Here is a 21093-nt window from a genome sequence, read left to right as displayed (position 1 = left end):
CACCTTTGAGATTCACCAACGGCTACTGGATGCTGCAGGACGGCGTGCAGGCCTCGTACCCCGTCGAAGTACTCGACGTGCAGGCCGCGCCCGACTCGCTCAGCGTCTACGCGCCGACCCAGCACATCCGGCACCGGGGCGACCTGCTCAAGGGCCCGCAGCTCACCCTGACCTACACCTCTCCCATGCCGGACGTCATCGGGGTGACGGTCACCCACTTCGACGGCGAGGTCCCCCGCGACCCGCGGTTCCGGCTGAACAAGGAGCAGGTCGGCGTCGAGGTCACCGTGGACGACGAGGCCGCCGTCCTGACCTCGGGCGCGCTGTCCGTACGGGTCGCCCGGCAGGGTCCGTGGCGCGTCGACTTCTCCGCCGGCGGCCGGGTCATCACCGGCGGCGGCGCCAAGACCACCGCCATGGTGGAGACCGGCGACGGGAAGCACTACATCCGCGAGCAGCTCGACCTCGGCGTCGGCCACCACGTGTACGGCCTCGGCGAGCGGTTCGGCCCGCTGGTGAAGAACGGCCAGACCGTCGACGTCTGGAACGCCGACGGCGGCACCGCCAGCGAGCAGGCGTACAAGAACGTCCCGTTCTACCTGACCGACGCGGGCTACGGCGTCTTCGTCGACCACCCCGGGCACGTGTCGTACGAGGTGGCCTCCGAGGTCGTCACCCGCGCGCAGTTCAGCGTCGAGGGCCAGTCGCTGCGCTACTTCGTCATCTACGGCCCGACCCCGAAGGACGTCCTGCGCAAGTACACCGCGCTGACCGGCCGCCCGACCCGGGTGCCCGCCTGGTCGTACGGCCTGTGGCTGTCCACCTCGTTCACCACCTCCTACGACGAGGAGACGGTGTCGAGCTTCATCGACGGCATGGCGGAGCGGGACCTCCCGCTGTCGGTGTTCCACTTCGACTGCTTCTGGATGCGCGAGTTCCACTGGTGCGACTTCGAGTGGGACCCCCGCACGTTCCCCGACCCGGAGGGCATGCTGCGCCGCCTCAAGGCGCGCGGCCTGAAGATCTGCCTGTGGATCAACCCGTACATCGCGCAGCGCTCGAAGCTGTTCGAGGAGGGGAAGGCGCGCGGCTTCCTGGTCAAGAAGCCGAACGGCGACGTCTGGCAGTGGGACAAGTGGCAGCCCGGCATGGGCCTGGTGGACTTCACCAACCCCGAGGCCCGCGAGTGGTACGCCGCGAAGCTGGACGCGCTGCTCGACATGGGCGTGGACTGCTTCAAGACCGACTTCGGCGAGCGCATCCCCACGGACGTCGTCTACTTCGACGGCTCCGACCCGGAGCGGATGCACAACTACTACACGTACCTGTACAACGAGACCGTCTTCGAGCTGCTGCGCAAGCGCCGGGGCGAGGGCGAGGCCGTGGTGTTCGCCCGGTCCGCCACGGCGGGGACGCAGGCGTTCCCGGTGCACTGGGGCGGCGACTGCGAGTCGACGTTCGAGGCGATGGCCGAGGACCTGCGCGGCGGGCTGTCGCTGAGCATGTCGGGGTTCGGCTACTGGAGCCATGACATCGGCGGCTTCGAGGGCACGCCCGACCCGGCGCTGTTCAAGCGGTGGATCGCGTTCGGCCTGCTGTCCTCGCACAGCCGGCTGCACGGCAGCCACTCCTACCGGGTGCCGTGGCTGTTCGACGAGGAGGCCGTCGACGTCCTGCGCCTCTTCACGAGGCTGAAGGCGCGGCTGATGCCGTACATCCTGGGCGCGGCGCGCGAGACGTACGGCGAGGGCATCCCGATGATGCGCTCGATGGTCGTGGAGTTCCCCGACGATCCGGCCGTCAGCCACCTCGACCGGCAGTACATGCTCGGCGGCGACCTGCTGGTCGCGCCGGTCTTCTCGGCCGACGGCGAGACCGCGTACTACGTGCCCGAGGGCACCTGGACGCACGTGCTTACCGGCGAGCCGGTGACCGGCGGGCGCTGGGTGCGCGAGCGGCACGACTTCCTGTCCGTCCCGCTGCTGGCCCGGCCGGGCTCGGTGATCCCGATGGGCGCGGTCGAGGACCGCCCCGACTACGACTACGCCGACGGCGTCACGCTGCACGCGTACGCCCTGGCCGACGGCGCGCGGGTCACCACCGAGGTCCCGGACGTCTCGGGCGAGGTGGCGGCGACGTTCACGACGGCGCGCGACGGCGACGTGGTCACGGTGACCGCGGCGAACGCCGAGAACTGGCGGGTGCTGCTCGTCGGCGTGCGGTCCGGCGACGTGGAGGGTGGCACGATCGTCCAGCACGATCACGGCCTCCTCGTCGAGGCCGCCGGCCAGACCGTCACGATCCGAGGTATCTCATGACCGATTTTCTGTGGGGAGCAGCGACCGCCGCGTACCAGATCGAGGGTGCGGCCAATGAGGACGGCCGGGTGCCGTCCATCTGGGACACCTACAGCCACACGCCCGGCCTGGTGCTGAACGGCGACACCGGCGACGTGGCCGCCGACCACTACCACCGGTGGCCGGAGGACGTCGAGCTCATGCGGGAGCTGGGCCTGGGGGTGTACCGCTTCTCCATCGCCTGGCCGCGCGTGGCCGACCAGCGCGGGATCGACTTCTACTCCCGGCTCGTCGACGCGCTGCTCGAGTACGACATCAAGCCGGTCGCGACCCTCTACCACTGGGACCTGCCGCAGGAGCTGGAGGACGCCGGCGGGTGGACGGCGCGCGACACCGCCTACCGGTTCGCCGAGTACGCCGAGCGGATCGGCGCGGCGCTCGGCGACCGGGTGCACCTGTGGACGACGCTGAACGAGCCGTGGTGCTCGGCGTTCCTCGGTTACGGCTCGGGCGTGCACGCTCCCGGCCGGACCGACCCGGTCGCCGCGCTCACCGCCGCCCACCACCTCAACCTCGCGCACGGCCTGGCCGCGCAGGCGCTGCCCGGCCCGGTGTCGGTCACCCTCAACCTGCACCAGGTACGAGGAGAGGACGCCGACGCGGTCCGCCAGGTCGACGCGGTCGCCAACCGGGTCTTCCTCGGGCCCATGCTCGACGGCGCCTACCCCGCCGACCTGCTCGAGGACACCCGGGGCCTCACCGACTGGTCGTTCGTACGGGACGGCGACGAGGCGACCTGCAAGGCGCCGCTGGAGCTGCTCGGGGTGAACTACTACGCCCCGACGCTCGTCCGGCGCTGGGACGGCGTGTCGCCGCGCGCCACCGCGGACGGGCACGGGGACGGGACGGCGTCGCCCTGGGTGGGCTGCGACGACATCGACTTCCTTCCGCAGCCGGGCCCGTACACGGAGATGGGCTGGCCGATCGACGCGACCGGCCTGACCGAGCTGCTGCTGCGCCTGCACCGCGACTACCCGGGCCTGCCGCTCGTCGTCACGGAGAACGGCGCGGCGTTCGACGACCGCGTCGACCCGGACGGCCGGGTTCGCGACCAGCGCCGGATCGAGTACCTGCGCGACCACCTCACGGCGGTCGAGCGGGCGCGCGAGGCCGGGGCGGACGTGCGCGGCTACTTCGTCTGGTCACTGCTGGACAACTTCGAGTGGGCGTACGGCTACTCGAAGCGGTTCGGCATCGTCCACGTGGACTACGCGACTCAGAAGCGCACCTGGAAGGACAGTGCGCACTGGTACCAGGACATCGTCGCGCGATTCCCACAGGGACCACGGTTTTCGGGGGCTAAACGTCGAAGCGCTTCGACTGACTAGGAGGTCGTAGCAAGTGAGAATGAAACCCCGTTTTCCCCGACCAACCAACCCCGGCCGACCTCCCGTGGTCGCCGCGACGCTCGGCGTGGCCGTACTGGCCACGCTCGGGCTGAGCGGTCCGGCCCACGCCAAGACCACGTACCCCTTCCAGAATCCCCGCCTCCCCCTCAAGACCCGTGTGGGCGACCTGCTCAAGCGGCTGACCGTCGACGAGAAGATCTCCCTCCTCCACCAGTACGAGCCGGCCATCCCCCGGCTCGGGATCAAGGCGTTCAAGACCGGCACCGAGGGGCTGCACGGCGTCGCCTGGTCCACCGACATCCACAACAACGGCGCCGTCGTCACCGCGAACGGCACCGTCTTCCCGCAGGCCGTCGGCCTGGCCTCCACCTGGAACCCGGCGCTGATCCAGAAGGTCGGATCGGCCGTCGGCACCGAGGCGCGCGGCTTCAACTCCGAGAACCCGGACGTGTGGGGCCTGCAGCTCTGGGCACCGGTCGTCAACCTGCTGCGCGACCCGCGCTGGGGCCGCAACGAGGAGGGCTACTCCGAGGACCCGTACCTCACCGGCGCCATCTCCACGGCGTACGGCTCCGGCATCGAGGGACCCGACAAGGACCACCTCAAGGCCGCGCCCGTCCTCAAGCACTACCTGGCCAACAACAACGAGGTGAACCGCGACACCACCTCGTCGGACCTGCGGCCGCGCGTGAAGAAGGAGTACGACGAGAAGGCGTTCTCGCCGGCGATCTCCGCCGACGCGGCGACCGGCGTGATGGCGTCGTACAACCTGGTCAACGGGCGGCCCAACACCGTCAGCCCCGACCTGAACGACGTCGTCCGCTCGTGGACCAAGCGTGATCTGCTGAACGTCACCGACGCCGGCGCGCCGAACAACCTGACCGGCAGCGAGCACTACTACGCCACCCAGCCCGAGGCGGACGCCGCGCTGATCAAGGCCGGTCTGGACAGCTTCACGGTCGACGACACCAACGGCGGGCCCACCACCGCCGCGGTGAAGTCGGCGCTGGACCAGGGCCTGCTGAAGCAGTCCGACCTCGACACCGCGGTCTCGCACATCCTGAGCCTGCGGGTCCGGCTCGGCGACTTCGACCCGGACGGCGGCCCGTACGCCAAGATCGACAAGTCGGTCATCAACAGCGCGGCCAACCAGGCGCTGGCCCGGCAGACCGCCGACCAGGCGGCCGTGCTGCTGAAGAACTCCGGCAACGCCCTCCCCCTGAATGCCGCGAAGACCAAGAAGCTCGCGGTGGTCGGCCCGCTGGAGAAGACCCTCTACACCGACTGGTACTCCGGCTCCCTGCCGTACAAGGTGACCCCGCTGGACGGCCTCAAGGAGAAGCTCGGCAGCGGCGGCACCGTGTCCGACAGCGAGGGCGCCGACCGGATCGCCCTCAAGGACGTCAAGACCGGCAAGTACATCACCGCCGGGACCGGGGCGTCCGGGGCGGCGCTGAAGGAGAGCGCCACCAGCGCCGACACCACCGCCCAGTTCGACGCGTTCGACTGGGGCCAGGGCAAGCTGACCCTGCGCAGCGTCGCCAACGGCAAGTACGCCGGCCGGTACAACTGGGGCGACACGGTCGTCAACGACCAGGACCAGCCGAACGGCTGGTTCGTGCAGCAGATGTTCTCGCTGGAGCAGCAGAGCGACGGCAGCTACCTGCTGCGGTACGCCGGCTACGAGACCGACGAGTCCTGGTACGGCGACAACAAGTACCTCAAGGCCGGCTCCGACGGCACGCTCACGCTCACCACCAAGTCCGGTGCGTCCCACTTCGGCAAGGACGTGATCAGCAGCGGCGCGGACGAGGCGGTCAAGGCCGCCAAGGGCGCGGACGCGGCGGTCGTGGTGGTCGGCAGCATGCCGTTCATCAACGGCCGCGAGGCTCACGACCGTACGACGATGGCCCTCGCCGAGAGCCAGGAGAACCTGATCAAGGCGGTGCGGGCGGCCAACCCGAACACGATCGTGGTGGTGGAGAACAGCTACCCGACCACGCTCAACTGGGAGCAGCAGAACGTCCCGGCGATCCTGTGGACGACGCACGCCGGCGCGGAGACCGGGCACGCCCTCGCCGACACGCTGTTCGGCGACAGCGACCCGGCCGGACGGCTCACCCAGACCTGGTACCGCTCGGACGGCGACCTGCCCGACATCCTCGACTACGACATCATCAAGTCGAACCGCACGTACCTCTACTACCAGGGTCGGACGCTCTACCCGTTCGGCTACGGCCTGTCGTACACGACCTTCGAATACGACCGGCTGCACGTCAGCCAGTCGAGCGGCAAGGTCACCGCGACCGTCCACGTGACCAACACCGGCAAGCGCGCCGGTGACGAGGTCGTCCAGCTCTACACGCACCAGCGGACCTCGCGCGACAAGCAGCCGGTCAAGCAGCTCCGCGCGTTCCAGCGGGTGCACCTGGCGGCCGGTCAGACCAAGACCGTGCACCTGACGTTCAAGGTGTCCGACCTGGCGCACTGGGACGTCACCCGGGACAAGGACGTCGTGGAGTCCGGCGCCTACGACGTGCTCGTGGGCGCGTCCTCGGCCGACATCCGGCAGCGCGGCGCGCTGCAGGTGCACGGCGAGACCATCCCGGCGCGGAACCTCGCCACCCCGACCCGCGCGGTGGACTTCGACGACTACCAGGGCGTCCACCTCGGCGACGAGACCAAGGTGCGCGGTGACGCGGTCGGCGCGACCGACGGGAACTGGGTCAAGTTCGCCGACGCGTCGCTCGGCTCCGGCGCGGCGACCTTCACCGCCTCGGCCGCCAAGGCGAGCGCGGGCGACGGCTCGATCGAGATCCGCCTCGACTCGCCGACCGGCCCGCTCGCGGGCACGGCGACGGTCTCGAGCACCGGTGACGTCTACAAGTACGCGACCACGACCGCCGCACTGCAGGGCGCGAAGGGCCGCCACGACGTCTACCTGGTGTTCCACGGTGACCTGCGGGTCAGCACCTTCTCGCTGAAGTAGCGGGACCGGCCGCCGCCCTCCACCGGGCGGCGGCCGCCTACGAGCAGGGGCGCCCCGTCCATGCCCCAGGACGCGAGGGCGGGGCGCCCCGAACCGCCCGGGGACCGACGTCCCCGGATCCATCGGGGGATCCGACCGTTCCGACTCCACGACCGCCATCGGAGGCCCGGCTCGTGAACGTCAGACCCGTCCGCCGCCTGAAACTCAGGCTTCTCGCCCTCCTCACCGCCGTGACCGCGACGCTCGCCCTCGCGGTGTCCCCGCTCTCCCCGCCGACCACCGCCGTCGCCGCCGTGCCAAGGCACCGGGTGACGTACGACCACTACTCCGTCTCGATCGACGGGCAGCGGGTGCTGCTGCGGTCGGCGGAGTTCCACTACTTCCGGCTGCCCAGCCCCGACCTGTGGCGCGACGTGCTGGAGAAGTACCGGTCCGCCGGGTTCAACACCGTTTCGATCTACTTCGACTGGGCCTACCACTCCCCCAAGGCCGGGGTGTACGACTTCACCGGCGTACGCGACGTGGACCGCCTGCTCACCATCGCCCAGCAGGCCGGTCTGTACGTCATCGCGCGGCCGGGCCCGTACATCAACGCCGAGACCACCGGCGGCGGCTTCCCCGCCTGGCTGAAGAACGTGCCGGGCCGGGCCCGCACCAGCGCGCCCGGTTACACGGCCGCGTACCGCGACTGGCTCGGCCACATCGACCCGATCCTCGCCCGCCACCAGATCACCCGCGGCGGCTCGGTCATCCTCTACAACGTCGAGAACGAGTACGCCGAGGCGACCGACGCGGCGTACATGGAGGACATCCAGAAGAAGGCGCGCGCCGACGGCATCGACGTGCCGACGATGACCAACGACTGCTGCGACGCGGCGTCCTGGACCTCCACGTGGGCGTCCGGGCAGGGCGCGGTGCAGATTCCGGGTGTCGACGACTACCCGCAGGGCTTCGACTGCGCCAACGCGGACACGAGCTGGGGTCCGTGGGGCGCGGGCCTGACCGAGCGGCTGCGCGACGACACGCCCGTGTTCGCCGCGGAGTACCAGGGCGGGTCGATCGACCAGCAGAACGCCGGCTTCGACAAGTGCCGGGAGCTGACCGGCCCGAAGTACATGAAGTTCTTCTACAAGTCGAACCTCATCGAGTCCGGAGCGACCGCCTTCAACTACTACATGGGCTTCGGCGGCACCAACTGGGGCTGGCTGGCCCAGCCGAACGACGTCTACACCTCCTACGACTACGGCTCGGCGATCACCGAGAACCGGCTGCTGAGCGACAAGTACGACGAGTTCAAGCGGCAGAACCTCTTCCTGGCCTCGGTCGCGCCGCTGACCAGGACCGACCCGGCGACCGCCCCGGCGTCCTCGGACAAGGCGATCGAGACCGTGGCGCGCGCCAATCCGGACACCCGCACGCAGTTCGTACTGGTCCGGCACAGCGATCACACCGCGACCACCGACGACTCGGCCACGCTCGACTGGACCACCCCGGACGGCCGCTACCAGGTGCCCGTACGGGTCAAGGGCCGCGACGCCAAGGTCCTCATCGCGGGCTACGACCTGGGCGGCCAGCGGCTCGTCTGGTCGAACTCCGAACTGATGACGAATTCGTACACGGGCGGCCGGGACGTCGCGGTGCTGTACGGCACGGACGGCACGCAGGGCTCGACCGTGCTGCGCTACTCCTCGCAGCCGACCGTGAAGGTGCTGCAGGGGTCGGTGAAGGCGTCGTATTCTCCCCGACCGACCGACCCCGGCGTACCTCCCGGCTCCTCCTCCGGTGACCTGCGGCTCGACTACACCCACTCCGGCCTGGCCCGGGTGCTGATAAGCGGCGGCGGGCGGCGTCCGCTGCTGCTCCTGCTCGGCACCGACGCCGAGGCCGCGAAGTTCTGGCAGGCGGGCCCGCTGCTCGTGCGCGGCACGTCGCTCGTCCGCTCCGCCACCGTGAGCGGGCAGACCGCGTACGTCCGCGCCGACACGGCCAAGGCCGAGGACATCGAGGTGTTCGGCGACGCCCGCCGCCTGGTCGTGAACGGCTCGCCGGTCGGGACGCGGCCGACCGCGAGCGGGTCGCTGCTCGGCACGCTGCCCGGTCCGAAGGCCGTCCGCCTGCCGGCGCTCACCGGCTGGCGGTCGAAGGCGGAGTCCCCCGAGACGCAGCCCGCCTTCGACGACTCCGGCTGGACGGCCGCGACGAAGACCACGACCGAGAGCCCGCTCAAGCCGAAGACGCCGACCGTGCTGTACGCCGACGACTACGGCTACCACTACGGCGACGTCTGGTACCGGGGCCGGTTCACCGGCACCGGCGCGGAGACGAAGGTGTCGCTGAACGCCTTCACCGGCAAGCGCGGCTCCTACCTCGTCTGGCTGAACGGCCGGTACCTCGGCTCGGCCGCGGGCGGCGTCGAGGCCGACGCGGACGCCCCGGTCAACCCCGATCCCGGACGCGGCGACTTCACGATCCCGGCGGGCCTGGTGAAGGCGGGACAACAGGCCGTCCTGTCCGTCCTCGTGGAGAACCAGGGCCACAACGACGACTGGATCGCCGACGACAACCGGTTCAAGCAGCCGCGCGGCCTGTACGCGGTCACCGTCGCCGGCTCGGACGCCCCGATCGCCTGGCGGATCCAGGGCGCCAAGGGCGGCGAGAACCTCACCGACCCGACGCGCGGCCCGCTGAACAGCGGCGGCCTGTACGGCGAGCGGGCGGGCTGGCACCTGCCCGCGTACCCGGACGGCACCTGGAAGACGGGCGCCGCGACCGAGGTCACGCCCGGCGTGACGTGGCAGCGCACGTCCTTCCGGCTCGACCTGCCCAAGGGCCAGGACGTGCCGATCGCGCTCCGCTTCGGCGGGCCGGTCGGACAGGGCTACCGCGTGCAGATCTTCCTCAACGGCTGGAACCTCGGTCAGTACGGCGGGGACATCGGCCCGCAGACGGACTTCACGCTGCCGGCCGGCCTGCTGCGGCAGCACGGCGGCAACACCCTCGCCCTCGCGATCGTCGCCCGCGCCGACGCGACGCCCGCGCCGGTGAGCCTGGTCGCGCTCGACAACGAGCGCGGCGGCGTGCCCGTGTCCGACGTCCCCTCCCCTTCCTTCCGCTGACCTCCACGGGTCCGTGGCCGGGCGCCCGCCCGGCCACGGACCCCGAAAGGGGCTTCATCGATGACCTCTTCGCCGAGCAGACGCGCCTTCCTCGCCGCGACCGCCACGGCCGCCGGAGCCGCGGCCCTCCCCCTGACCGCTACCGGAGCCGCCGCCGCGCCCCTCGCCCACCGCGGCAACCGGTACGCCCTGCAGCGCCGCTTCGTCGACTGGCGCTTCGGGATGTTCCTGCATTTCAACATGGGCACCTTCCACGACGCCGAGTGGGTGGACCCCGACCAGGACCCGCTCTCCTTCAATCCGGCGAAGCTGGACTGCGGCCAGTGGGCCGACGCCGCCAAGGCCGCCGGCATGCGGTTCGCGGTGCTCACCGCCAAGCACCACGACGGCTTCTGTCTCTGGCCGTCGAAGTACACGCGGTACTCCGTGGCGAGCAGCCCGGTCAAGCGGGACATCGTCGGTGAGTACATGGACGCGTTCCGGTCCCGGGGCATCACGCCCTGCCTGTACTTCTCGATCTGGGACCGCACCAACGGCGTCGGCCCGAAGGGGTTCGACGACGACCCGCCGATCACCCGGGCGAACATCGAGTTCGTCAAGAACCAGCTCACCGAGCTGCTCGCCCACTACGGCCGGATCCCGCTGCTCCTCTTCGACGGGTGGGCGTGGCACTGGGCGTTCGGCCAGCAGACGCTGCCGTTCGCCGAGATCCGCGAGCACGTCGCCGCGCTGCAGCCCGACTGCCTCGTCCTGGACCTCAACGGCCTGACCGTCCCGTGGCACTCCGAACTGCTGTTCTTCGAAGAGCCGAAGGGCGGCGTCTTCTGCCCGCCCGGCAACACCTACGCCGCCTCCCAAGGCCAGACGATCTCCCCGTCCGGCTGGTTCTGGCACCCGTCCACGCCGACCGACCTGATCACGACCGACCAGCTCGTCGACGGCCATCTGAAGGTCCTCGAATCCCGGTACGCGACCTTCATCCTCAACTGCCCGCCGAACACCGACGGCCTCCTCGACGACAGCGTCGTCGCGACGCTCCGCGAGGTCGGGCGGCGCTGGCGACCGGACCGGTCCCGCCCGCCGTTGCCCGCCCAGCCGGACGTCCTGCGCCACCCGGTCACCCCGGTCTCGGCCACCGCCACCAGCGGCGACGCCGCCAAGGCGATCGACGGACACAGCGACTACGGCTGGAACGGCGAGGCCGACCAGACCCTGTGGACGTCCACGGGCCCGCTCCCGCAGGCGATCACGCTCGACCTGGGACGGCGCTACTCCGGCCTCGACACCTTCACCTACCTGCCCCGGCAGGACACGGTGACGCCGTACTCGTTCGACGAGTTCGTCACCACCGGCACCATCACCGCGTACCGGATCTCGGTGAGCGTCGACGGCACGACCTTCAAGGAGGTCGCGAAGGGCACCTGGGCCGCCGACCACGCCCTGAAGCACGTACGCTTCCGGCCCGCGACGGCCCGCTACGTCCGCCTGGAGGCCCTGTCCGCCGTCGGCGGCGACGTCGCCATCGCCGGCCAACTCGACTGCGGCGGAACCGACCGCAAGCCCCGCCCGGCCTGAGCCCGCGACGTTCAAAGCCGTCCCGCCTCCGTCAGAGACGGGACGGCCCAACCGCTATGCATGAAATCGGTACCGCCGCGTGCGTGAAGGCGGCATCGTCGACGACGGCACGGCTGACGGGAGATCGACATCCTCATCGAGCTGGCCGGACATCGCGTCATCGGGATCGAGGTCAAGGCGTCCACCGGACCGAACCGCGACTCGGGCCGCCATCTCGCCTGGCTACGCGACGAACTGGGAGACCGTTTCGTCCGTGGACTCGTGCTACACACCGGACGACAGGTATACGACCTCGGCGACCGCATAACGGCCGCCCCGATATGCACGATCTGGAGCTAGTGTCCTGAGTCGTTAATCGTGGTTGAGATGTAGAGACTCCCAGATTCATACCAAGGAATCCTTGCCCTCGCTCACGGGCGACCGGGGAAGGCAGCGCCTTGGCTATCGTCCCGCCTATGCGATTGGGACGCCGTTCTTTTCTGAAGATAAGCGGCGCCGCGATGGGGTGGGCGTCATTGGGAGGTACGGCCGATCTGGCCGTGGCGAGTACGTCACGCGCGGCGCGGCCCACCACCGGTGCCGGAGGTCCGAGCCCGACGCCGTTCGGCCGACCGACCGATTCGATCCCCAACCCGGGCGCCAGGATCACGGCCGTACGCGGAGACCGCGCGAGCAATTGGCCGAAGCAGACTCGCTCCGAGGTCGTCGCGCGGCACGGCGCCGTCGCGACCAGCCAGCCCATTGCCGCGCAGGCGGGCCTGCGAATCCTGCAAAAGGGCGGGAACGCCGTGGATGCGGCAGTGGCGACCGCGGCGGTTCTCGGATTGGTCGAACCTGAGAGCGCGGGTCTGGGCGGCGATCTGTTCGCCATCTACTATTCGGCGAAGGACCGGAAGCTGTTCGGGCTGAACTCCAGTGGCTGGTCCCCCAAAGCCTGGGATCTCGACTATTTCCACGCCCGCGGCTTCGATGAGAAGACCGGGATGCCAGAGCACGGTGTCGACAGCATCAGCGTGCCCGGCGCCGTCGAAGGCTGGCATCGGTTGCTCGAGCGGTTCGGCACTCGGGGCTTCGACGTCGTCCTGGAACCCGCCGTGACGCTCGCCGAAGAGGGCTTCGGAATCACCGAGCAGATCCACAGCGACTGGGAGGAGGGTGTGGATGTCTTGAAGACCGACGCCGACTCGGTACGGGTGTTCCTCCGCGACGGCAAGGCTCCACCGCTGTACAGCATCTTCCGCAATCCGGACCTCGCACATGCCCTCCGGGTCCTGCAGAGGAAGGGCCGTGACGCCTTCTATACCGGCGAGATCGCGGACGCCGTCGTGGCCAAGATCAAGAAGCTGAACGGAGCGATGACGTCGGCGGACCTCGCAGAGTTCCACGCCGAATGGGTCGAGCCCATCAGCATCAACTACCACGGCTACGACGTGTACGAGATGCCGCCGAACACCCAGGGCTTCGCCGCCTTGGAGATGCTCAACATCCTTCAGCAATGCGGCCCCGTCCTCGGCCTGAATCTCGCCAACCTCGGGCCGCGCTCACCAGAATTCTGGCACCTGCTGGTCGAAGCGAAGAAGCTCGCCTACGACGACCTCAACACCTACAACGGCGACCCGAGATTCACCTCGGTCCCGCTCGGCCGACTCCTTTCGACGGAGTATGCGATAGCTCAGTGCAAGAAGATAAACCCACGCCGGGCCACGCCGCCGCGCGTCAGGGCGTCGATTGATTCGGGAACCGTGTATCTTGCGGTGGCCGACCGGTGGGGCAACATGGTCTCGTTCATCTACAGTCTCTTTGAACTGTTCGGGTCGGGGGTGACGGTTCCCGGCTATGGGTTCCCTCTTCAGAACCGTGGGTCACAGTTCTCGCTGAACCCATCGTCGCCGAATGTCGTCGCCCCCCGTAAGCGCCCCTTCCACACGCTCATCCCCGCTTTCGTGATGCAGAACGGCCATCCCGTCATGGCGTTCGGAAACGTGGGCGGCAGCGAACAGGCCCAGGCGCAGGCGACCGAGATCATCAACCTGGTCGATCTGGGGATGAACCCGCAGGCCGCCGCCGACGCGGCGCGGTTCAGCCATGACCAGAAGACCGATGTCCTCCAGCTCGAACCCGAGCTGTTCAACCTGGTGGGACGGCAGCTTTCCGCGATGGGCCATCACGTCGCGAAGTCGGTCGGCAGCGCCATGGGCGGATTCCAGGCGATCGTGTTCGACCGGGAGATCGCCGGCGACCGGAGCGAACAGGCCCAGACCCAATCCCAGGAACAGGCCCAGAGCCAGTCCCAGGCGCAGGCCGCCGAGCGGGTGGCGACCGGAGGTGCCTCGCCGTCCCCGGTCGACGGCGTCTACCGGGCCGCCTCCGACCTCAGGAAAGACGGCAGTGCCGTCGGCTGGTGAGCGCACCTGCCCGGGCATCGCCACCGAGCGGTGCCGGCCCAGGCATCGGCGGGTGCCGTTCGGAATGTCTTCAGGGGGTGCCGCAGAAGGCGGTGTCGACCGTCTTCTGGATCGCGTCCAGGATCTGTCTGGTGTGGGGGTCGGAGAGGTCGCGCAGGGTCACGGACAGGGTGATGCCCCGATGGCCGTCGGCGGTGTGCAGGCTCTTGCTGCCGTAGCCGACGATGCCTCCGTCGTAGCCCCAGACCTTGACACCGCAAGGAAGTCGCATGCTGTCCAGGCCCAGCCCGTCCGCCTCGCCGGCCGGGCCGCCGTCAGGAATCGGGACCGTCTTCTTCATCTCGGCGAGCCACGTCGCGGGCAGCAGCCGGCCGCCGAGCAGCGCGGCGTAGAACCGATCGAGGTCGCCGGTGGTGGAGGTGATCGCGCCCGAGGGTCCCGCGATCGAGGGGTTCATCCGGGTGATGTCGACGGCCCCGCCGTCGATCTCCATGTATCCGTGCGCGTGCGGGCCGGGAAGGTCGGGGTCGCTGTCGGGCACGGTCGTGTCGTGCAGCCCCAACGGCCGTACGATCCGGCGGGTGATCTCGTCTTGCCAGGACCGGCCGGTGACCTTTTCGATGATGAGACCGGCCAGCACGTAGTTCGTGTTCGAGTAGTGCCAGCCTTTGCCGGGCGGGAAGTACCGCGGAAGCGCGACGCCGCTGCGGGCGAGCTGTTCGGCCGGGAACGTGTGGAACCGCACCTTCTCCAGGAACTCCCGGCCGGCTATCGGATAGGTCGTGGTGTCATCGAGGTAATCGGCGATCCCTGAGGTGTGGTTCAGGAGCTGTCGCAGTGTGATCTGCTGCCCGCCGGGCACCAGGCCGGGCAGGTACCGCTCGACCGGGTCGTCCAGGCCGACCTTTCCCTGCGCGGCGAGTTGGAGCAGGACCGTCGCGGTGAACGACTTGGTGATGCTTCCGATCCGGAAGCGCCCCTGCCGGGGCACCGGTCGCGCGCCACCCAGCCGGGCGTGCCCACTGACGCCCCGCCACCGGCCGTCGGTGCCGATCACTTCGGCCTGCACCCCCACCGCCCCCGCGGCCGTCACCGCGTCCAGCGACCGCTGCAGTTGCTCCCTCTGGGCCGGCGAGACCGACGCCCGGCCGCCTGCGGCACGGGCCGAAGTGATCGGCACCGCCAGCGCGGCCAGGCAGGCCGCCCCCACGGTCACGGTCCGCCAGCGGACCTTCGCACGTGCGTCCATCAGATACCTCCTGTGAGTACGTCGAAATGCCACGGCAGCACTCAACGCCCACAGGGCCCACGGCGGCGTCCCCATGCCGGGGGAACCTGGGTCTCCCTCCGTAGCGTGATGACATCGCCTTAACGGATACCGCAGCGGTAGCGGTCGGCGGCTACCGGGCCCGGAAGCGTCCTAGCGCGTCGGCGGGCGGCTGGGTCGGCGTCGGCGGTGACGCGGGCGGAGGCGCCGAGGCCGGCCAGGTGCTGATGAGGGGGCACGACTACCCCGGCGTCGGTCTTCAGAGGACCTTGGCGATCCGGCACTCGATACCGGCCAGGCCGACCGGCGCCTGAGCCGGCGTGGTACCACCGAACGTCGTGGTGCCGCGGACCTCGAATGTCTGCACCGCGAGCCGCTGCTTCGTCACAGTGTCGAGCACCTCCACGGTCACCGTGAAATGGGACGAGTCACCGCTGATGGTGAGTGCCTTTCTGCGCTTCCGCGGACCGCCCCTGCCAGGGCGGTCATCGGCCAGCGTCCACTCATGCGTCGGCATACGACCTCACTCGACTCGTCCAGAAAAGGCACATCCACCCCAATCCGGACATGCAAGGCTGGAGTGTGTAGGGAACCGCGTCCTAGTACTCCAGCCGCAGATCGTTGTGCGCCCTGGTCTTGGGGGCCGTCTGCCGCCGGCGGAAACTCAGGTGGCCTCAACGCATCATCTGGCTAGAGTCGGGCGGTGCCCGAGCTGAAGCGGCTGCATGCCGGCCATGCCCCGGCGGTCCTGGCCTTCGAGGTGGCGAACCGCGCCTACTTCGCCGCCTCGGTCTCCGACCGCGGTGACGAGTTCTTCGACCAGTTCGCCGACCAGCACGGCGCCTTGTTGGCTGAGCAAGAGGCCGGCATTGGCGCCTTCTACGTGCTCGTCGCCGAGGACGGTTCGGTTCTGGGCCGGTTCAACCTGTACCGCTTCGGGGACGGCACTGCCGAGCTCGGTTACCGGGTCGCGCAGCACGTCGCCGGCCGCGGCGTGGCGACCGCGGCCGTCCGGGAGCTGTACCGGCTGGCGGTGGCTCGGCACGGGCTGCGCACACTGCGAGCGGCCACCTCTCATGACAATGCCGCGTCCCAGAGGGTGCTGACCAAGGCAGGGTTCATCCCGGTCGGCCCGGCAGACCCGGCCGACCTCGGCGGTAAGCCGGGCACCTGGTATCAGCGCGACCTGGCGCTCCAGCCATAGACCGTGACGTGTGGGTGGGCCGGCGGTGAGGGCACGCACACCGCTATGACCGAATCTCGGTCGCTCGGCCGGTCAGGCCCTCGTAGAAGGCTGGACCGCCCTCAACTGCTCACGTGCGTCCCGCATCTCCGGCACACTCGCCCACCGAGCGGACTCCGCGAGGATGCCGCTCACCTTCTGATCGGAATGCGACGTCGAGGTCGACGTCGACGTCGTCGAGGAATTCGAGCATTCGGGTCAGCACCCGCAGGCAGGCGGCGATGTCGTCGTCGGTCAGCTCACCGTCGACCTGGCTCAGCATCTCCCGCTCGCGGGCGACGAGCGCGGTCGTCGTCGCCGCACCCTCGCCGGTCAGCCGGATGAGCGAGGACCGCTTGTGCGCGGGGTTGGGACTGATCTCCACCAGGCCCCGCACCGCCGCCTCATTGACCATTCGCTGCACGAACTGCCTGCTCAACGCCTGTGCACGCCCCATCTGCGGGACGGTCATGGGCCCGTGTTCGTACAGCAGGACGAGGACGGCCGCCTCGCCTACCGCGACCTCGGCGCCGGGCATCCGCTGGTCCTGCCGCACGCCGGCTTCCTGGACCACCACCTGTGGGACCACCAGATTCCCCCTCGCCTCGCGGTACCGCGTGATCGCACTCGGCCCGAACGGCCGAGATCGCTTGCGCCTATAAGTTAATACGACTAACTTGAAGTTAGTTGCATTAACTTCGCCTCGTTGGAGCGTCAATGAACGTCTCGGCCACCGCACCCGTCCGCCCCCGCCTGCTCACCGTCCCCGCCGTCACGGGCGTGGCCTACGCCCTGTCCTGGGTCGCGGGGCTGTCCCTCGGCGCGCCCAGCCCGAAACTCACCGCCTCCGGGAGCGAGATCGTCACCGCTATCGCCGGGCACGAGGGCGTCGTGGCAGCCCAGTTCCTTCTCACCGAGGGCCTGCCGACGGCGGGCCTGGCGGTGATCTCCGTCCTGCTCGCCCGGACCGCGCTCCGCGCCGGTTCGGCGGCCGTCGGCAGGGTCATCGGGGTCGCCGGTGTGGTCGCCGCCGTGATCTCCCTGACCCAGTTCGTGCTCGGCCTCGCGCTCTCCCGCACGACCGCGCCGGACACCGCGCACCTGCTGTTCCAGGCGGGTGATCGGCTGGACGGGGTCAAGATGCTCGCCTTGGCCGTCGTCGGCGCGGCGGCGACCGCGTCAGGGGCGTTCCCCCGCTGGCTGCGCTGTGCCGGAGGCGCGCTCGCCGTGTCCATCGCGGCCTCCGGCATCGTCTACCTGTTCCTCCTGCAGGGCCTCGCCCTGCTGGCCGCGCCGGCCCTGATCCTGCTGCTGGTCTTCGTCACCGGCGCGGGCATCACGCTCGGGCGATACGGTCGGTGACCATGCCCCGCGTTGGACTGACCCCCGACCGCATCGTCGCCGAAGCGGCGGCCGTCGCCGACGAGGTCGGCCTGGACCGGCTCACCCTCGCGGCGGTCGCCCAGCGGTGCCGCGTCTCCCTCCCCGGCCTGTACAAGCACGTCGACGGGCTCGAAGCCGTCAAGAGAGACGTGGCGCTGCTGGCCATCCGCGAGCTCACCGACAGCGTGACCAGGGCGGCCGTCGGATTGACGGGCCGGGACAGCCTGCGGGCGGTGTCCCGCGCCTACCGGACCTACGCCCTCGCCCATCCCGGCCGCTACGCCGCGAGCGTGCAGGCCCCGACGCCCGGCGACGAGGAGTACACCATGGTGAGCGACCAAGCCGTCGCGGTCGCGGCCGCCGCCATCAGCGGATACGGGCTGCAGGGCCCGGACCTGATCCACGCGATCCGCATGTGGCGGACCGTCTGCCACGGCCTCGTCTCCCTCGAAACGGCCGGCGGCTTCGGCCTTCCCGAGTCTCTCGACCTCACCTTCGACCACCTCATCGCCGCCCTCGACACCGCGTTCCGCGACCTGGCGTCCCAGCCCAGCCCCACCCCGCCCCGCTGAGCGGCCGACAGACCGTACGAAAAGCTCGGTGAAGCCCCCCGATCCCACCCTGGTTCATCCCATGACGCCGGAATCGTCCCCTCCACCCAGCGCCTTTCACCGAGCCTTGCGCCCGGACACCGGGCGCCGCCCCTCGCCGGAGACGCGACTCAGCGGAAGCGCCGGCCGAGCAGCCGGGCCGGATCGAACTCGACCGGGAACGGATCGGTCAGCTTCACGGGTTGCCCGGCATCAACGTGGGCGACGCTGACATAAACGCCATCACGCAGGCTCAGCACCTCGACGTACGGCGGATTCGCCCCGATAAGCTCGATCCTGAGAAAGGTAGGAACGCCGGCCGCCGCATAGATTCGCGGCTTGTCCTGGTAGTCCCTTCGCCGGTTCCCCTGACTGACGATCTCTGCGACGAGGTGCGTCTGCTCGGGCAGCAGTACGGTCGCTCCAGAGACGAGCACCTCTGCGTCGCCGACGACCACGTCCGGAAGCACGACCTCAGTGGCCGTTCGCACCCCGAACGCCTCGACCACATCAAGATCGTCCGGGGCGGCAGCCGCGAGGAGGGTGCGTAGCCTGCCCGCACAGAGTTGGTGGTTGGCCACCGGCGAGGGACTCACTACGAAACTCCCGTCGATGAGCTCTATCCGCTGCCCGATGGTCTCGGGCAGGTTCAGCCAGTCCTCGACGGTGTAATGGTCATGCGGCGAATCAGCTGGAAGCGGCATGGCCATGCCGTCCTCACCTCCACGCATGCTTCAGTGTGACACAGCCCATCGCTCACGCACAGCGACGACTCGATCACGTCGGGGATCCAACGGATGATAGCGAGAGATGGGAAGCAGTGGTCTCCGTTCCGGCAAGGATCAGTTGCGAACTGTGACCGAGGATGGCGGGCGGGCGGCGCGGGAGCGCCGGACCGCGCAGGCGACCAGGACGACCGCGCCGAGGGCCAGCACGGCGTTCATGACGTAGTCGGCGGTCCGCTTCGGGCCCGACTCGGGGCGCATGCCGATCCCCGTCCAGGCGTAGGTGAGGAGCGCACCCGCGGCCAGGGCGAGCCGGTGCAGCCGGTTCCAGTCTCGCCGCCGGGACCACCGGCCGACGACGATGATCGCTGCGGCGAGCAGCGCGACCGCCGCCGCGACGCTCCACCAGCCGGGCAGGTCTGCGGTGGACAGGAACGCGCCCGAGGCGACGAAGGCGACGCACCCGACGACGGCCGGTCGAGGTGCGGTGCCGGGGAGCGGACCGGCGGGTCGTCGGCGGAAGGCCACCACGACGAGCAGGACGATGACGGCCGCGGTGCCGAGCAACTGCGGCGGCGCGGCGAAGAAGTGCTCGTCGTGATGGCTTCCCCAGGTGGTCACGACCGTGCCGACCGTGAAGACGGCGGCGGTGATCCCCAGTCCGGTACGGCCCAGCCAGGGTGTCTCTGAACGTTCGGGGACGAGCGCCTCGACGAGCGCGATGCCGACGTTGGTGCTCCAGACGGCGTGCATGGTGAGCACGCCGACCGTCAGCCAGCCGCCCATCCCGAGCGCGGGGATGTAGGTCGCGCCCATCTCGTCGTTTCCGGCGTAGTGCCGGTTGAACAGCATCTGATCGGCCAGTCCCTCCTCGACGAGCCCGTACGCGACACCGAGGATCAGCATCGTGGCCGGTCCGCGCCCGGCCCGCCGCGCCGTCTCGCGGATGAGCAGGGCGCCGCCGCCGTACAGCGGAGCGAGCATGGGCAGGAAGGCCACCGTCTCCTCGACCCGCAGATTGCCGAGCAGCAGTTCGCCGATGGCCGGGGCGAGGAGGAAGAGGGCGACGGCCGGAGCGACGCGCCGCCGAAGCGGCGGTCCACCGGACCCGATCGCGGCCTGTCGACCGGCTATGTCCTTCATGGGGCCGAGCCTGCCGATCCGGTGGGCGGCACGGATAGCACCGATGGTCTAGCGGCCCGATCCGCCGGTCGACGGCCGTACGCCGGTGGTAGGTGCGCGCCGGTCTCCGTGGACCACCGGCCGAGGGGCCGTCCGGCCGAGCGCGGCCCCCCATCCGGACCTCTACGATCACGATCCGACGATGAAAGGGGAGAGCCGGTGCCGGACGGAGGAGTGCTGTGCGTGCACGCGCACCCGGATGACGAGGCGCTGTGGACGGGCGGAATGCTGGCCCGGTCCGCGGACGCCGGCGTTCGTACGGGGGTGGTGACCTGCACCTGGACGGAGGGGACGCGGCGCGTCGAGGAGTTGCGGCGCTCGCTGTCGATCCTCGGGGCCGGGGACCCCAGGCTGCTCGGCTACGCGGACGCCGGGAGCGCCGATTCCGGAGGCGAGGCGTTCGTCGGAGCGCCACTGGACGAGGTGGTCGGACGGCTGGTCGGGCACATCCGCGACTTCCGGCCGGACGTCGTCGTCACCTATGACGCGTACGGCGCTTACGGGCACCCGGACCACGTCCGGGCGCACCGCGCGACCCTGGCCGCCGTCGAGGCCGCCGCGTACGAGCAGTTGTATCCGGACGCCGGTGCGCCGTGGCCCGTACGGGCGCTCTCCCTGGTGACCGTCCCCCGCTCGGTCGTGCTCGCCGAGTGGGAGAGGATCTTCGGTTCCCCGCCGGACCCCGGTCAGGTTCTTCCGGGGACCCCGGACGAGCGGGTCACCACGACGCTCGACGTACGGCGCTGGGCGGACCGCAAGTGGCAGGCGTTCCAGGCTCACGAGTCGGAGGCGGAGCGCGGTGCCGGGCCCGCGATGTTCGCCGGCCTTCCCGACGCCGAGCGCGAGCGCCTCCTCGGCACCGAGTGGTACATCCGCCGCGAGCTCGCGGCGTCCACAGGCGAGGACTGGTTCGGCTGAGGCCGGAAGGCTCGG

Annotated in this window: 15 protein-coding genes; 10 read left to right on the top strand and 5 right to left on the bottom strand. The window is 70.0% G+C overall.

All coding sequences use genetic code 11. From position 1 onward, the window contains the following. Nucleotides 1-5 precede the first annotated feature (5 nt). The 6 genes from yicI (at nt 6) to ggt (ending at nt 13791) form a co-directional block, all read left to right on the top strand. Nucleotides 6-2318: an alpha-xylosidase gene (gene yicI, locus ABD978_RS30875; RefSeq protein WP_345362638.1), complete on the top strand. Its 2313-nt coding sequence runs from the start codon at nt 6-8 to the stop codon at nt 2316-2318. After that, nucleotides 2315-3685 carry a GH1 family beta-glucosidase gene (locus ABD978_RS30870; protein WP_345362635.1) on the top strand — a complete coding sequence of 457 codons (1371 nt, stop codon included), beginning with the start codon at nt 2315-2317 and terminating at the stop codon, nt 3683-3685. Before yicI ends, ABD978_RS30870 begins: the two co-directional genes overlap by 4 nt. A 19-nt stretch (nt 3686-3704) precedes the next feature. After that, entirely contained in the window at nt 3705-6695 is a 2991-nt protein-coding gene (locus ABD978_RS30865; protein ID WP_345362632.1) for a glycoside hydrolase family 3 C-terminal domain-containing protein, read from the top strand. A 173-nt stretch (nt 6696-6868) separates the two neighbouring features. Then, a complete protein-coding gene (locus tag ABD978_RS30860) occupies nt 6869-9811 on the top strand; it encodes a beta-galactosidase (RefSeq protein WP_345362629.1) in 2943 nt (980 codons plus the stop codon). 60 nt (nt 9812-9871) lie between these two features. Beyond that, the gene (locus ABD978_RS30855) at nt 9872-11386 is read left to right on the top strand and encodes an alpha-L-fucosidase (protein WP_345362626.1); all 1515 of its coding nucleotides are present in this window, start codon (nt 9872-9874) and stop codon (nt 11384-11386) included. A gap of 455 nt (nt 11387-11841) precedes the next feature. Continuing rightward, nucleotides 11842-13791 carry a gamma-glutamyltransferase gene (gene ggt / locus ABD978_RS30850; RefSeq protein WP_345362623.1) on the top strand — a complete coding sequence of 650 codons (1950 nt, stop codon included), beginning with the start codon at nt 11842-11844 and terminating at the stop codon, nt 13789-13791. Between the two features lie 70 nt (nt 13792-13861). Here the strand turns inward: ggt and ABD978_RS30845 are convergent, their stop codons facing one another. Both ABD978_RS30845 and ABD978_RS30840 read right to left on the bottom strand, forming a co-directional pair. Further along, entirely contained in the window at nt 13862-15040 is a 1179-nt protein-coding gene (locus ABD978_RS30845) for a serine hydrolase domain-containing protein (protein ID WP_345362621.1), read from the bottom strand. Between the two features lie 277 nt (nt 15041-15317). Further along, the gene (locus ABD978_RS30840) at nt 15318-15470 is read right to left on the bottom strand and encodes a hypothetical protein (RefSeq protein ID WP_345362619.1); all 153 of its coding nucleotides are present in this window, start codon (nt 15468-15470) and stop codon (nt 15318-15320) included. 291 nt (nt 15471-15761) lie between these two features. Between ABD978_RS30840 and ABD978_RS30835 the strand changes: the two genes are divergently transcribed. Beyond that, on the top strand, nt 15762-16262 hold the full coding sequence (locus ABD978_RS30835; protein ID WP_345362617.1) for a GNAT family N-acetyltransferase: 501 nt from the start codon (nt 15762-15764) through the stop codon (nt 16260-16262). A gap of 109 nt (nt 16263-16371) precedes the next feature. Here ABD978_RS30835 and ABD978_RS30830 read toward each other — a convergent pair whose 3' ends face one another. Continuing rightward, nucleotides 16372-16869: a MarR family winged helix-turn-helix transcriptional regulator gene (locus tag ABD978_RS30830; RefSeq protein WP_345362614.1), complete on the bottom strand. Its 498-nt coding sequence runs from the start codon at nt 16867-16869 to the stop codon at nt 16372-16374. A 128-nt stretch (nt 16870-16997) separates the two neighbouring features. Here ABD978_RS30830 and ABD978_RS30825 point away from each other — a divergent pair, with 128 nt between their 5' ends. Continuing rightward, nucleotides 16998-17642 (top strand): hypothetical protein, encoded by a 645-nt coding sequence (locus ABD978_RS30825; protein ID WP_345362611.1) that lies wholly within the window; start codon nt 16998-17000, stop codon nt 17640-17642. A gap of 2 nt (nt 17643-17644) precedes the next feature. Then, complete coding sequence (locus ABD978_RS30820; protein ID WP_345362608.1) at nt 17645-18235, top strand: TetR/AcrR family transcriptional regulator; 591 nt, start codon at nt 17645-17647, stop codon at nt 18233-18235. Between the two features lie 149 nt (nt 18236-18384). Here the strand turns inward: ABD978_RS30820 and ABD978_RS30815 are convergent, their stop codons facing one another. After that, entirely contained in the window at nt 18385-18963 is a 579-nt protein-coding gene (locus ABD978_RS30815) for a Uma2 family endonuclease (RefSeq protein ID WP_345362605.1), read from the bottom strand. A 132-nt stretch (nt 18964-19095) separates the two neighbouring features. Then, nucleotides 19096-20121 carry a hypothetical protein gene (locus ABD978_RS30810; protein ID WP_345362602.1) on the bottom strand — a complete coding sequence of 342 codons (1026 nt, stop codon included), beginning with the start codon at nt 20119-20121 and terminating at the stop codon, nt 19096-19098. A gap of 198 nt (nt 20122-20319) precedes the next feature. Here ABD978_RS30810 and ABD978_RS30805 point away from each other — a divergent pair, with 198 nt between their 5' ends. Beyond that, nucleotides 20320-21078 carry a PIG-L family deacetylase gene (locus ABD978_RS30805; protein WP_345362599.1) on the top strand — a complete coding sequence of 253 codons (759 nt, stop codon included), beginning with the start codon at nt 20320-20322 and terminating at the stop codon, nt 21076-21078. Nucleotides 21079-21093: the final 15 nt, after the last annotated feature.

Origin of the sequence: Actinoallomurus liliacearum (genome assembly GCF_039542035.1) — a bacterium.
Classification (GTDB): domain Bacteria; phylum Actinomycetota; class Actinomycetes; order Streptosporangiales; family Streptosporangiaceae; genus Actinoallomurus; species Actinoallomurus liliacearum.
This window is presented reverse-complemented; position numbering and strand designations above follow the sequence as displayed.

Coding starts and splice junctions, on each gene's coding strand:
- ABD978_RS30855 (WP_345362626.1), top strand. CDS start 9,872: ATGACCTCTTCGCCGAGCAGACGCGCCTTCCTCGCCGCGACCGCCACG.
- ABD978_RS30865 (WP_345362632.1), top strand. CDS start 3,705: ATGAAACCCCGTTTTCCCCGACCAACCAACCCCGGCCGACCTCCCGTG.
- ABD978_RS30810 (WP_345362602.1), bottom strand. CDS start 20,121: ATGAAGGACATAGCCGGTCGACAGGCCGCGATCGGGTCCGGTGGACCG.
- ABD978_RS30815 (WP_345362605.1), bottom strand. CDS start 18,963: ATGGCCATGCCGCTTCCAGCTGATTCGCCGCATGACCATTACACCGTC.
- ggt (WP_345362623.1), top strand. CDS start 11,842: ATGCGATTGGGACGCCGTTCTTTTCTGAAGATAAGCGGCGCCGCGATG.
- ABD978_RS30825 (WP_345362611.1), top strand. CDS start 16,998: ATGAACGTCTCGGCCACCGCACCCGTCCGCCCCCGCCTGCTCACCGTC.
- ABD978_RS30820 (WP_345362608.1), top strand. CDS start 17,645: ATGCCCCGCGTTGGACTGACCCCCGACCGCATCGTCGCCGAAGCGGCG.
- ABD978_RS30845 (WP_345362621.1), bottom strand. CDS start 15,040: ATGGACGCACGTGCGAAGGTCCGCTGGCGGACCGTGACCGTGGGGGCG.
- ABD978_RS30870 (WP_345362635.1), top strand. CDS start 2,315: ATGACCGATTTTCTGTGGGGAGCAGCGACCGCCGCGTACCAGATCGAG.